This window comes from Methylobacterium sp. J-068 (assembly GCF_022829445.1).
GTDB lineage: Bacteria > Pseudomonadota > Alphaproteobacteria > Rhizobiales > Beijerinckiaceae > Methylobacterium.
In genome coordinates this window covers 39,339-52,324 of record NZ_JAKSXY010000073.1, presented here as the reverse complement: position 1 = coordinate 52,324, position 12,986 = coordinate 39,339, and the positions used below count along the sequence as shown (strand labels likewise).

General features: G+C 71.1%; 7 protein-coding genes. 4 read left to right on the top strand and 3 right to left on the bottom strand.

Annotated features, from left to right (window positions below; genetic code table 11):
• Positions 1-82 precede the first annotated feature (82 nt).
• The 3 genes from MKK54_RS11300 to ptsP all read right to left on the bottom strand — a co-directional run bounded on the left by MKK54_RS11300 (position 83) and on the right by ptsP (position 5,409).
• Positions 83-1,789: a fructose-specific PTS transporter subunit EIIC gene (locus MKK54_RS11300; protein WP_244010890.1), complete on the bottom strand. Its 1,707-nt coding sequence runs from the start codon at positions 1,787-1,789 to the stop codon at positions 83-85.
• 105 nt (positions 1,790-1,894) lie between these two features.
• On the bottom strand, positions 1,895-2,860 hold the full coding sequence (gene pfkB / locus MKK54_RS11295; protein ID WP_244010889.1) for a 1-phosphofructokinase: 966 nt from the start codon (positions 2,858-2,860) through the stop codon (positions 1,895-1,897).
• A complete protein-coding gene (gene ptsP, locus MKK54_RS11290; protein ID WP_244010888.1) occupies positions 2,857-5,409 on the bottom strand; it encodes a phosphoenolpyruvate--protein phosphotransferase in 2,553 nt (850 codons plus the stop codon). The genes pfkB and ptsP overlap by 4 nt, the downstream gene beginning before the upstream one ends.
• Positions 5,410-5,562: 153 nt before the next feature.
• Between ptsP and MKK54_RS11285 the strand changes: the two genes are divergently transcribed.
• The 4 genes from MKK54_RS11285 (at position 5,563) to lpdA (ending at position 12,844) form a co-directional block, all read left to right on the top strand.
• Positions 5,563-6,546 (top strand): LacI family DNA-binding transcriptional regulator, encoded by a 984-nt coding sequence (locus MKK54_RS11285; protein ID WP_244010887.1) that lies wholly within the window; start codon positions 5,563-5,565, stop codon positions 6,544-6,546.
• Positions 6,547-6,831: 285 nt separating this feature from the next.
• On the top strand, positions 6,832-9,495 hold the full coding sequence (gene aceE / locus MKK54_RS11280; protein ID WP_244010886.1) for a pyruvate dehydrogenase (acetyl-transferring), homodimeric type: 2,664 nt from the start codon (positions 6,832-6,834) through the stop codon (positions 9,493-9,495).
• Positions 9,496-9,626: 131 nt separating this feature from the next.
• The gene (gene aceF, locus MKK54_RS11275) at positions 9,627-10,946 is read left to right on the top strand and encodes a dihydrolipoyllysine-residue acetyltransferase (protein WP_244010885.1); all 1,320 of its coding nucleotides are present in this window, start codon (positions 9,627-9,629) and stop codon (positions 10,944-10,946) included.
• A gap of 44 nt (positions 10,947-10,990) precedes the next feature.
• Positions 10,991-12,844, top strand: coding sequence for a dihydrolipoyl dehydrogenase (lpdA, locus tag MKK54_RS11270; RefSeq protein WP_244010884.1), 1,854 nt, complete (start codon positions 10,991-10,993; stop codon positions 12,842-12,844).
• Positions 12,845-12,986 lie beyond the last annotated feature (142 nt).

The window sequence follows — 12,986 nt, the reverse complement described above, 5'->3', positions numbered from 1 at the left end:
CGTCCCCTGAAATCGGTCGTGTTCGCGTGGCCGGTCTTCGTGCCGGGTAAGGTCCGTGTTGCGTTCGGGGGTGCGCCGTTCGTCAGGCGGCCCGATTCTTCAGGAGCCCGACCAGAAGTCCCGTCACCACCGTGCCGGCCACCAGCGCGATCAGCGCGCCTGGCAGGTTCGTCACCGCGTTGGGGATCGGCAGAATGAACAGGCCGCCATGGGGCACCTTGATCTCGACGCCGAGGCTCAGCGCGATGGCGCCGGCGAGGCTCGAGCCCACCACCATCGAGGGGATGACCCGCAAGGGGTCGGCCGCCGCGAAGGGAATCGCGCCCTCGGTGATGAAGGCCGCGCCGAGCACGGCCGCCGCGCCGCCGGCCTCGCGCTCGGGCTTGGAGAAGCGGGCCGGGAACAGGCGGGTGGCGAGCGCGATGCCGAGCGGGGGCGTCATGCCGCCGATCATCACCGCCGCCATCGGAGCCGTGACGCCGGAGGCGATCAGCGCGGCCGAGGAGGCGTAGGCCGCCTTGTTGACGGGGCCGCCCATGTCGAGCGCCATCATGCCGCCGAGCACGAGGCCGAGCACCACCGCGCTCGTGCCCTGCATGCCCTTCAGCCACTCCGTCAGGGCGGCGAGGATCGCCGCCACCGGCACGCCGATCACGTAGACCATCAGCAGTCCGGTGATCGTGGTGGCGAGCAGGGGCAGGATCAGGACGGGCTTCAGTCCCTCCAGGTTCTTGTGGAGCCGGATATGCTTGTTCAGGAAGGCCGTGGCGTAGCCGGCGATGAAGCCGGCCGCGATGCCGCCGAGGAAGCCGGCCTGGAGATTGGCCGCCAGCATGCCGCCGATCATGCCGGGGGCGATGCCGGGCCGGTCCGCGATGGAATAGGCGATGTAGCCGGCGAGCGCCGGCACGATCAGGGCGAAGGCCGCCTTGGCGCCGATCTCGCCCAGCACGAAGCCGAGGGAGCCGGCATGCTCGGGCTTCATCGCGTCGATGCCGCCGAAGGCGAAGGCGAGCGCGATGAGCAGGCCGCCCGCCACCACGAAGGGCAGCATGAACGAGACGCCGGTCATCAGGTGCTTGTAGGCGCCGGCCTTCTTCTCGGCGGCGGCCGGACGCGCCGGCCCCTCGGTGCCGGCCTCGCCCCGATGGACCTCGGCTTCGGCCAGGGCCGTGGCGATCAGGCCCTTGCCGTCGCGGATCGCCGCCTTCGTGTTGGTGGCGTAGAGGCGCTTGCCGGCAAAGCGCGCCCGGTCGACCCCGGTATCGGCGGCGATCAGCACGATGTCGGCCGCCGCGATCTCCTCGGCCGTGAGCGCGTCGCGGGCGCCGACCGACCCTTGCGTCTCCACCCGGACGTCGTGGCCCAGCGCCTGCGCGGCCGCCTGGATGCCCTCGGCCGCCATGAAGGTGTGGGCGATGCCGGTGGGGCAGGACGTGATCGCGACGATTCGTTTGGGTGCGTTCGCCGCGGGCGCGCCGCCGGCCTCGCCGGAGAGGACGCGGTCGAGCACCGCGTGGGCGTCGGTGAGCACGTCCTCGATCCGGATCTTGGCCCGGCGCATCGCCCCGAACCGGGCCTCGCCGAGATCGCCTTCGCCGATGAGCAGCACCGCGTCGGCGCCCTGGATCGCGCGGGCGCTGAGCGGGTTGCCGCCGACGCCCTTGCCGCGCAGTTCCACCTCGACGGCCTGCCGGCGCCGCTCGGCCGCCTTGCGCAGGGCCGCCCCGGCCAGCACCGCGTGCAGGCCCTGATCCCCGCCTCCCACCACCGCCAGCACCTGGGTCATGGCTTCCTCCTGTTGGGTCTTGTCTCGGTCGATGTTTCGATGTGCGGCTCGTCGGCCCGCGACGGGCGCCCTCTCCGTCCGGCAGAGGGAAGCCCCGCCCTCCGCTCAGCCCGCGAGGCGCTCGAGCCGCACCGTCGCGGCGATGGCCTCCACCACCGCGCGCGGCGGCAGGTTGGCGCCGGCCCGGGTCAGCTTGCCGGCCGCGAAGGCCAGGGCGAGGCGGGCGGTGTCGGGCAGGGGCAGGCCGGCATGCAGCCCGGCCACGAGCCCGGCCACCAGGGCGTCTCCCGCCCCCACCGTGCTGGCGATCTCGGTCGGCGGCGGGAGCGCGCGCAGGATCTCCGCGTCCGAGACGAACAGGGCCCCCTCGGGCCCGAGCGAGACCGCCACCAGGGCGATGCCGCGCGCCCGCAGGTCCCGGGCCGCATCGGCCACGTCGGCCAGCGTCGGCAGCGCGCGCCCGGCCCATTCCTCGAGCTCATGCCGGTTCGGCTTGATCGCGAAGGGGAGGGCACCGACCGGGGCCGCGAGGGCGGCCGCGAGCGCCGGGCCCGAGGCGTCGAGGATCACGCGGGCGCCGCGCGCGCGCAGGTCCGCCGTGAGGCCGGCATAGGTGTCGTCCGGCAATCCGCCGGGCAGGCTGCCGGCGAGCACCACCAGGGCATCGCGGGCGGCGCGCTCGCGCAGCACCGCCCGGACCGTCACGAGGGCGTCCGCCGTCAGGCGCAGCCCCGGCAGGTTGATGTCGGTGGTGTCGCCGGTGGCCCCGTCGAGGAGCTTGAGGTTGGTCCGGGTCTCGCCCGGAATCCAGGCGAAGCGGTCCTCGATGCCCTTGGCGTCCATCAGGGCCTGGAACGGCGCGGCGTTGTCCTGGCCGAGCACGCCGGTCGCGGCCACGGGCACGCCCCAATCGGCGAGGCAGGCGGCCACGTTGACGCCCTTGCCGCCGGCATCCTTGCGTACGCTGCGGGCCCGGTGGACCGCGCCGGGCGTGAGGGCGTCGAGCACCACGGTCTGGTCGAGGGCCGGGTTGAGGGTGACGGTGACGACGTGGGTCGCGAGCGGATTCATGCGGCGTCTCCCGTCCGTTCGCGGGCCAGCGCCCGGACGCCGGCCGCGTCCTCCTGGGCGCAGGCGCGGGCGGCCAGCGCCCGCAACTCGCCGATCTCCGAGGCCCGGAGCCGCGCCTTCACGGCAGAGACATCCCGGGGCGTCATCGAGAGTTCGTGCACGCCGAGGCCGGCGAGCAGGCAGGCGCCGAACGGATCGCCCGCGATGCCGCCGCAGACGCCGACCCAGCGCCGGTGCCGGGCGGCCCCCTCGCAGGTCATGTGGATCAGGCGCAGGACCGCCGGGTGCAGGCTGTCGGCCTCCGGGGCGAGGTCGGTGTTCTGGCGGTCGATGGCGAGCGCGTACTGCGTCAGGTCGTTGGTGCCGATCGAGAAGAAGTCGCAGTGGCGGGCCAGCGCGTCGGCCTGGATCGCGGCGGCCGGCACCTCGATCATGATGCCGAGCGGGACCTCCGGCGCGTCGAGTTCGGTCCGGATGCGCTCGCAATGGGCGCGCAGGGCCAGCACCTCGGGCACCGAGGTGATCATCGGGAACATGATCGAGAGCGGCGCGTGCTGGCCCCGCGGGGCGCCGGCCGGCACGCCGTCCTTCGCCGCGCGGTAGAGGGCGCGCAGCTGGGGCTCCATCAGGTCGGGCCGGCGCAGGAGCAGCCGGGCGCCGCGCACGCCGAGGAAGGGGTTCTCCTCCTTCGGCAGGTGAAGGTGCGCCACCTGCTTGTCGCCGCCGATGTCGAGGGCGCGCACGATCAGGGGCCGGCCGGACAGGGCCTCCAGCATGCCCCGGTAGGTGGCGTACTGGTCGTCCTCGCTCGGCGTGTCGCCGCGCTCGAGGAACAGGAACTCGGTGCGCATCAGGCCGACGCCCTCCGCGCCCTGGTCGAGGGCCAGCGGCACCTGCTCCGGGTTGTTGACGTTGGCGCCGATGGCGATCGCGTGTCCGTCCGTGGTGCGGGCGGGCAGCGCCCGGGCGCGGGCCTCGTCCTCGGCCTTGGCGCGCTGGCGCGCGCTCCAGGCCCGGGCCGAGGCGAGGTCGGCCTCGCTCGGGTCGAGGTAGAGGCGCCCCGTGCCGCCGTCGAGGATGGCCTGGGTACGGTTCTCCAGGGCCAGCAGCGTGGCCCCGCCCGCCACCATGGCGGGGATGCCGAGCGTGCGGGCGAGGATCGCGGTGTGCGAGGTCGGTCCGCCCTGCGCCGTGGCCAGCCCGATGACGCGGGCGGGATCGAGCCCGGCGGTGTCGGAGGGGGCGAGGTCGGGCGCGACGAGGATGCAGGGCACGTCCGGTAGGTCGTGGCCGCTCTTCAGGGCCGGGTCGATCTGGGCCAGCACCCGCCGGCCGACGTCGCGCAGGTCCGCCGCGCGGGCGGCCAGCACCGGGTTGCCGAGCGCGGAGAGCTTGTCCGCCATCCGCTCCACCGCCTGGTTCCACGCGAAGGCGACGCCGTGGCCCTCCACCATGAGCTGGCAGGCCAGGGTGATGAGGTCGGTGTCGGCGATCAGTTCGCCCTGGGCCCTGAAGATCCCCGCATCGGCCTTGCCGAGGCGGCGCTCTGTGTCGTCGGCGAGGGCCCGGAGCTGCCCGTCCGTGGCCTCCAGGGCCGCGTGCAGGCGGTCGCCGCCGCTGGTCAGCGGCTCGGGCTCGTCCGGCACCGCGACCTCGGCGAGGCTGAGCACGTGGATGGGGCCGATGACGAGGCCCGGAGAGGCGCCGAGGCCCGCCAGCGTACGCGGCGCGTCGGCCGGGTTCCAGCCCGCGACCGGCCCGGTGGCCCGCGCGGCGGCGTCGGCCGCCGCCTTGGCCGCGGCCTTCTCGCCGGCGCTGAGGCCGGTCACCGCCTTGCAGATCTTCGAGAGCGCCCCGGCCTCGTCGTCGCCTTCGGCCGAGATGGTGACGTCGTCGCCGCAGCGCAGGCCGAGCTGGAGCAGGGCGATGAGGTTCTTGGCGTCGGCCACCTCCGACCCGTGCCGCACCTGGATCCGGGCCGGACAGCTCCGGGCCACCTCGACCCAGTGCGAGGCGGGTCGGGCATGCAGGCCGGTCGGGTAATCCACCGTCCACTCGAAGCGCTGGCTGAGGTCGGTGGCCGGGCCGGTCGCGCGGGGCGCCGCCGCATCCTCGGTCAGCGCGGCCGCGATCTCCTCCTTGCGCGTGGTGGTGCGCAGGGCGGTGAGGCGCGCCTCGTCCTGGATCAGGCGGGTGAGCCGGCGCAGCACCGTGATGTGGGTGTCGGATTGGGCCGCGATGGCGACGACGAGGTACGCCACCTGCCCGTCGTGCCACGTGATTCCGGCGGGAACCTGCAGCACGGCGAGTCCGCTCTCGCGGACGTGGTGGCGGTCGTCGACCATGCCGTGCGGGATGACGACTCCGTGCCCCAGATAGGTGTTCGCCACGCCTTCGCGGCGCAGCATGCTGGCCTCGTAGGCCGGATCGATGCAGCCGCCCGCGATCAGCAGTTGAGCCGCCTCGCGAATGGCCTCATCCTTGGTTGTGGGCGTGGCCCCGAGGCGGATGAGCAGGCGCGGACTGATCTGTGGCGTCGGTGCGAGCATGGCGTGCTCCTCCCGTGTTGTCTGTTAATGCCACTGAAAACGTTTTCACGTCCGAAGTCAACGAATTTTAGCGAAATAGTGCCTACGCCCCGCTTGCCGCTCGGGCGTAGCGATGCCAGAACAGCGCATGCCGCTGAAAACGTTTGCCGACCGATGAGTGTGGGAATCCGCGATGTCGCCCGCGCGGCGGGGGTGTCGACCGCGACGGTGTCCCGCGCCCTCGGGCGTGGGCCGGTCAGCGAGGCGCTGCGCCGCCAGGTCGAGGCGGCGGTGCGCGCCACGGGCTACCGGCCCAACCTCTCGGCCCGCCGCCTGCGCTCGCAATCGACCCGGACCATCGGGCTGATCGTCGCCGATATCCGCAACCCGTTCTTCACGGCGGTGAGCCGGGCGGTGGAGGATGCGGCCTACGCCGCCGGCATGCGGGTGATCCTCTGCAACACCGACGAGGACCCGGCCCGCGAGGCCCTGTACCTGCGCCTGATGGAGGAGGAGCGCGTCACCGGCCTGATCTTCGCGCCGACCCGGATCACCGCCGAGGCGATGAAGGCGGGCGACCTCGACGTGCCGGCGGTGTTCATCGATCGCGCCGGTCCGCCGGGGGCCCATGACAGCGTGGTCCTCGACAACGTCTCCGCCGCCGGCCTGCTGGTCGAACACCTCTGGGCGCAGGGCTATCGCCGCATCGGCGGCCTGTTCGGCTCCACGAGTTCCACCGCCCAGGAGCGCCGTGCGGGCTATGAGGGCGCGCTGCGCCGGTTCGGGGCCGAATCGCTGGCGCGCGTGGTGCCCCCGAACGCCGCCGCCGCCGAGGCGGTGCTGACGGATTGGCTGGCGCGGGCGGACCGCCCGGACGCGCTCGTGCTGTCGAACGGCCTGATGCTGATGGGGGCGATGCGCGCGGCCCGGCGCCTCGGGCTCGCGGTTCCAGGGGCCCTCGGCCTCGCGGGCTTCGACAACGAGGCCTGGACCGACCTCGTCGAACCCGGCCTCACGGTGATCGAGCAGCCGGTGGCGGAGATCGGCGCCGAGGCGATGACGCTCCTGTTCGATCGCCTGAGGGCACCGGACCAGCCGGTGCGCAAGGTGACGCTGAGCGGGCGCCTCATCGTGCGCGGCTCCTCGCGCCGGGGGTGAGGCATCGCGCCGGCGATCCGCTCGCGCGTGCGGTGCCGTTAGGATCCGCACGCACGTGCGAGAGCCCGCGCCATTCCGTCAAAACCGGCGCGCCATGTCCGGGAAATCGGACAAAAAAACTGAAACCCGTAACAAATTCCGCAGACCAAATACCGCGCCGTTCATGGAAGCCATTGCCAGAAAAGACGAAAAGCGCTTGGCTGACATTGGCACGAACGCTGCTCGGCGGCGCTCAGTCAAATAAGCGGGTTCCCTGACCCGCATATAATTCGAAGGAGGATGCCCATGGAGCGTAGCCGCGACCTCGACCCCATCGAGACGCAGGAATGGCTCGATTCGCTGGACGGCGTTCTCGACGTCGACGGCCCGGAGCGAGCCCATTACCTGATCGAGCAGGTCATCGACGGGGCCCGCAAGAAGGGCGCACCGGTCCCTTACTCGGCCAATACCGCGTACCTGAACACGATTCTTCCCCAGAACCAGGACCCGCATCCGGGCGACCGGGCGATCGAGCACCGCATCCGCTCGGCGATCCGCTGGAACGCCATCGCGATCATCCTGCGGGCGAACAAGGATTCCTCCGAGCTCGGCGGCCACATCGCCAGCTTCCAGTCGGCCGCCACCCTCTACGACACCGGCTTCATGCATTTCTGGCGCGGGGCCGACGCCAATCACGGCGGCGACCTCATCTACGTGCAGGGCCATTCCTCGCCCGGCGTCTACGCCCGCGCGTTTCTCGAGGGGCGCCTCACGGAAGAGCAGCTCCTCGGCTTCCGCCAGGAAGTCGGCGGCAAGGGCCTGTCCTCCTATCCGCATCCCTGGCTGATGCCGGATTTCTGGCAGTTCCCCACCGTCTCGATGGGCCTCGGCCCCCTGATGGCGATCTACCAGGCCCGCTTCCTGCGCTACCTGCACCACCGCAACCTCGCGCAGACGGACGGCCGCAAGGTCTGGGCCTTCATGGGCGACGGCGAGATGGACGAGCCGGAGAGCCTGGGAGCGATCGCGCTCGCCGCGCGTGAAAAACTCGACAACCTCGTCTTCGTCATCAACTGCAACCTGCAGCGCCTCGACGGGCCGGTGCGCGGCAACGGCAAGATCGTGCAGGAGCTCGAGGCCGATTTCCGGGGTGCGGGCTGGAACGTCATCAAGGTGCTGTGGGGCTCGGGCTGGGACGCCCTGATCCAGCGCGACACCACCGGCATGCTGGCGCGCCTGATGGAGGAGTGCGTCGACGGCGAGTACCAGGACTTCAAGTCGAAGAGCGGCGCCTACGTGCGCGAGCACTTCTTCGGGAAGTATCCGGAGACGGCGGCCCTGGTGGCCGACTGGAGCGACGACGACATCTGGCGCCTGACCCGCGGCGGCCACGACCCGCGCAAGGTCTTCGCCGCCTACAGCGCCGCCTCCAAGCACAAGGGCCAGCCGACCCTCATCCTCGCCAAGACCGTCAAGGGCTACGGCATGGGCGAGTCCGGCGAGGGCCAGAACATCACCCACCAGCAGAAGAAGATGGGCGAGGCGGTCCTCAAGCAGTTCCGCGACCGCTTCCAGATCGATCTCACGGACGACCAGTTGAAGGAAATCCCCTTCATCAAGTTCCCCGAGGGCAGCCCCGAGCACCGCTACCTGATGGCGCGGCGCGAGGCGCTCGGCGGTCCGCTCCCGGCCCGGCGGCGCAAGTCGCAGGCCCTGGAGATCCCGCCGCTCTCGGCCTTCTCGGCCCAGCTCAAGGAGACGGCCGGCCGCGAGATCTCGACGACCATGGCCTTCGTGCGCATCCTCAACACGCTGCTGCGCGACAAGAACATCGGCAACCGCATCGTGCCGATCGTGCCCGACGAGAGCCGCACCTTCGGCATGGAGGGCATGTTCCGCCAGTTCGGCATCTTCTCCCAGGTCGGCCAGCTCTACCGGCCGGAGGATGCCAACCAGCTCATGTACTACAAGGAGGACAAGAACGGTCAGATGCTCCAGGAGGGCATCAACGAGCCGGGCGCGATGTCGTCCTGGATCGCGGCCGCGACGTCCTATTCCCACTCCGACGCGCCGACGATCCCGTTCTACGTCTACTACTCGATGTTCGGTTTCCAGCGGATCGGCGATCTCGCCTGGGCGGCCGGCGACATGCGGGCGCGCGGCTTCATGATCGGCGGCACCGCCGGGCGCACGACCCTGAACGGCGAGGGCCTGCAGCACGAGGACGGCCACAGCCACCTCATGTCGTCGACCATCCCGAACTGCGTCTCCTACGATCCGACCTTCTCGTACGAAGTCGCGGTGATCGTGCAGGACGGCCTGCGCCGGATGTATGCCGAGCAGGAGGACGTGTTCTACTACATCACCGTGATGAACGAGAACTACGAGCACCCGGGCATGCCCGAGGGCGCGGAGGCCGGCATCATCAAGGGCATGTACCTGTTCAGGGAAGGCCCGAAGGAGAAGACCAAGGGCCACCGGGTGCAGCTCTTGGGCTCGGGCACCATCCTGCGCGAGGTCATCGCCGCCGCCGAACTGCTGGAGCAGGATTTCGGGATCGGCTCCGACATCTGGAGCTGCCCGAGCTTCACGGAACTGCGCCGCGACGCCATGGCGGCCGAGCGCTGGAACCTGCTCCACCCGCTGAAGGGCAAGCGCCTCTCCCACGTCGAGACGTGTCTCGCCGGCCGCACCGGTCCGGTGATCGCCTCGACCGACTACATGCGCCTGTTCGCCGACCAGATCCGCACCTGGGTGCCCGGGCGCTACCGCGTCCTGGGAACGGACGGCTTCGGCCGCTCGGATTACCGGGTCCGCCTGCGCGACTTCTTCGAGGTCAACCGGCACTGGGTCGTCGTGGCGGCCCTGCACAGCCTCGCCGAGGACGGCATGATTCCCGCCCAGACGGTGGCCGACGCCATCGTCAAGTACGGCATCGACACGGACCGGCCGGCACCCTGGACCGTCTGATCCGCGCCGCGCTGCGCCGGCCGCCCGTTTCTGGCGGCCGGTGGTCAGCGCCCCGAATTCCCGACCCTTTCATCGAACGGACCGCCTGAGGGAGCCCGCGAGAGGCTCCGACTCACCAGGGAGAATGCGCAGTGGGTATCGAGATCCAGATTCCGGACATCGGCGACTTCAAGGACATTCCGATCATCGAGATCCACGTGAAGGAGGGCGACACGATCGGGCCCGACGACCCGCTGGTGTCGCTGGAATCCGACAAGGCGACGATGGACGTGCCCTCGCCCAGCGCCGGCGTGGTCGAGAAGATCCTGGTCAAGCTCGGCGACAAGGTGAGCGAGGGCTCGCCGCTCCTCGTGTTCAAGGGTGAGGCGTCCAAGGACGGCGCTTCGAAGGGGGCCGAGAAGGCCGCCGAGGCCCCGGCCGGCGCCGACGGCGCCGCCCTCGTGGCCAAGCAGGAGCCGGCCCCGAGCGCCGCTCCGAGCGCGCCCGCTCCGGCCGCGCCCGCCGGCAACCTCCCCGATTTCTCGCAGGTCCATGCCAGCCCCGGCGTGCGGCGGCTGGCCCGCGAACTCGGCCTCGACCTCACCGCCGTGAAGGGCACCGGCGAGAAGGGCCGGATCACCAAGGAGGACGTGAAGGGGCACCTCACGCGCTCGGCCGCTCCCGCACCCGCCGCCTCCGGCACGGCCGCCTTCTCGGGCGGCGGCATGGGCATCCCCGAGATCCCGGCCGTCGACTTCGCGAAGTTCGGCCCGATCGAGACCCAACCCCTGTCGCGGATCAAGAAGATCTCCGGCGCGCACCTGCACCGGTCCTGGCTCAACGTGCCGCTCGTCACCCACCAGGACGAGTCCGACATCACCGAGACGGAGGCCTACCGCAGGGAACTCGACAATGCCGGCAAGGAGCTCAAGGACAAGGGCTACCGCGTCACCCTGCTGGCCTTCCTGATCAAGGCCGCCGTCTCGGCCCTGCGCAAGCACCCCGAATTCAACGCCTCGCTCTCGCCCGACAAGGACGCGCTGATCCTCAAGCGCTACTACAATATCGGTGTCGCCGTGGACACGCCGGACGGGCTCGTGGTGCCGGTGGTGAAGGATGCCGACCGCAAGGGCATCATCGAGATCAGCCGCGATCTCGGCGCGATCTCGGCGAAAGCCCGCGACGGCAAGCTCGCGGCGTCCGACATGCAGGGCGCGACCTTCTCGATCTCGAGCCTGGGCGGCATCGGCGGCACGTCCTTCACGCCGCTGGTCAACGCCCCGGAAGTCGCGATCCTCGGCGTCGCCCGCTCGAAGATGGCGCCCGTCTGGAACGGCACCGAGTTCAAGCCCCGCCTGATCGTGCCGCTCGCGCTCTCCTACGATCACCGCGTCATCGACGGCGCGCTCGCCGCGCGCTTCGCCCGCCACCTCGCCCACGTCCTCGAGGACGTCCGGCGCCTCGTCGTCTGACGGCGAGGCCCGGTTGCGCGGAAAAAAACGAGTGAGGTGAAGCGATGAGCAGCAACGACGTCCACCTGCCGGATATCGGCGACTTCAAGAACGTGCCCGTGATCGAGGTCAGCGTCAGTCCCGGCGACGTGATCTCGGTCGACGACGTGATCATCGTGCTGGAATCCGACAAGGCGACCATGGACATCCCGTCCCCGGTGGCCGGCACGGTCGCGGAGGTGAAGATCAAGACGGGCGATACGGTCACCCAGGGCGACCTGATCCTGGTGATGGCGGGAGCCGCCGCCGCCACGGGTTCGCCGAAACCCACGGTGACCGACACCACGAGCACGGGCGGGTCCCCGGCGGGAGCCTCGGCCGGCCACGCGCCGGGCGAGGGCCAGGCCGGCTACGGCTCGTCGGCTCAGGCTCCGGGCGCCGCCGCCTCGGCGCCCGCGCCGAAGGGCGCGGCTCCGGTCTCCGGCGAGGAGATGCGGGCGCAGGTGCTCGTCATCGGCGCCGGCCCCGGCGGCTACACCGCCGCCTTCCGGGCGGCCGATCTCGGCCAGTCGGTGGTGCTCGTCGAGCGCTGGCCGAGCCTCGGGGGCGTCTGCCTCAACGTCGGCTGCATCCCGTCCAAAGCCCTGCTGCACGCGGCCAAGGTCATCGACGAGAGCCACGCCATGGCGGCGCACGGCATCTCCTTCACCGCGCCGCAGATCGACATCGACAAGCTGCGCGCGTGGAAGGACGGGGTCGTCAAGCGCCTCACCGGCGGCCTCACCGGGCTGGCCAAGCAGCGCAAGGTCACGGTGGTGACGGGCGAGGCCCGCTTCGTCAGCCCGAACCAGGTCGCGGTGGAGCACGAGGGCAAGACCCGCGTGATCGGCTTCGACCACGCCATCATCGCGGCCGGCTCGGAGCCGGTGCAGATGCCCTTCATCCCGCATGACGACGAGCGGGTGATCGATTCGACGGGCGCGCTCGAACTCGACGGCGTTCCGGCCCGGCTCCTCGTGATCGGCGGCGGCATCATCGGACTGGAGATGGCGACCGTCTACCACGCGCTCGGCTCGAAGGTGACCATCGTCGAACTGATGGACCAGATCATCCCAGGTGCGGACAAGGACATGGTCACGCCGCTGATGAAGCGGATCTCGAAGCAGTACGAGGCCATCCACCTCAAGGCCAAGGTCACGGCCGTCGAGGCGACGCCGGAGGGCCTGAAGGTCTCCTTCGAGGGCGGCACCGCGCCGGCGACCGACACCTTCGACAAGGTGCTGGTCTCGGTGGGGCGGCGCCCGAACGGCCAGCGCATCGGTGCGGAGGCCGCCGGGGTCGCCGTCGACGCGCGCGGCTTCATCCCCGTCGACCGGCAGATGCGCACCAACGTGCCACACATCTTCGCCATCGGCGACGTGGTCGGCCAGCCGATGCTCGCCCACAAGGCGACGCACGAGGGCAAGGTCGCGGCGGAAGTCGCCGCCGGCAAGGCCAGTGCCTTCGACGCCAAGGTCATCCCCTCGGTCGCCTACACCGATCCCGAGGTGGCCTGGGTCGGCATGACGGAGAACGAGGCCAAGGCGAAGGGCATCAAGGTCGGCAAGGGCGTGTTCCCCTGGGCGGCCTCCGGGCGCTCCCTGGCGCTCGGGCGCGAGGAGGGCCTGACCAAGGTGCTGTTCGATCCCGAGACCGACCGCATCCTCGGCTGCGGCATCGTCGGGCCGTCGGCCGGCGACCTCATCGCGGAAGCCGCGCTCGCCATCGAGCTGGGGGCGGATGCCGAGGATATCGGCCTGACCATCCACCCGCATCCGACCCTGTCGGAGACGATCGGATTGGCGGCCGAGGCCTTCGAGGGCACCATCACCGACCTCTACATGCCGAGGAAGGACGGGCCGAAGAAGGCCGGTCACTAGAGAAAGCCCGGTCTCCGGAGCCCGGAAAGCCGCGCAGGGGAGACGGCGCTCAGGCGGAAGGGCGGCATCAGGAAGACGGACCGCGCCGGATCGGTGCGGTCCCGGCGGGGTCCGTCGGGCTCCGGCTTCGGGAGACGCGCCG

What these genes read in the sequence shown, in the direction of transcription:
- MKK54_RS11300 (WP_244010890.1), bottom strand. Translation starts at nt 1,789, where the DNA reads ATGACCCAGGTGCTGGCGGTGGTGGGAGGCGGGGATCAGGGCCTGCAC.
- pfkB (WP_244010889.1), bottom strand. Translation starts at nt 2,860, where the DNA reads ATGAATCCGCTCGCGACCCACGTCGTCACCGTCACCCTCAACCCGGCC.
- ptsP (WP_244010888.1), bottom strand. Translation starts at nt 5,409, where the DNA reads ATGCTCGCACCGACGCCACAGATCAGTCCGCGCCTGCTCATCCGCCTC.
- MKK54_RS11285 (WP_244010887.1), top strand. Translation starts at nt 5,563, where the DNA reads ATGAGTGTGGGAATCCGCGATGTCGCCCGCGCGGCGGGGGTGTCGACC.
- aceE (WP_244010886.1), top strand. Translation starts at nt 6,832, where the DNA reads ATGGAGCGTAGCCGCGACCTCGACCCCATCGAGACGCAGGAATGGCTC.
- lpdA (WP_244010884.1), top strand. Translation starts at nt 10,991, where the DNA reads ATGAGCAGCAACGACGTCCACCTGCCGGATATCGGCGACTTCAAGAAC.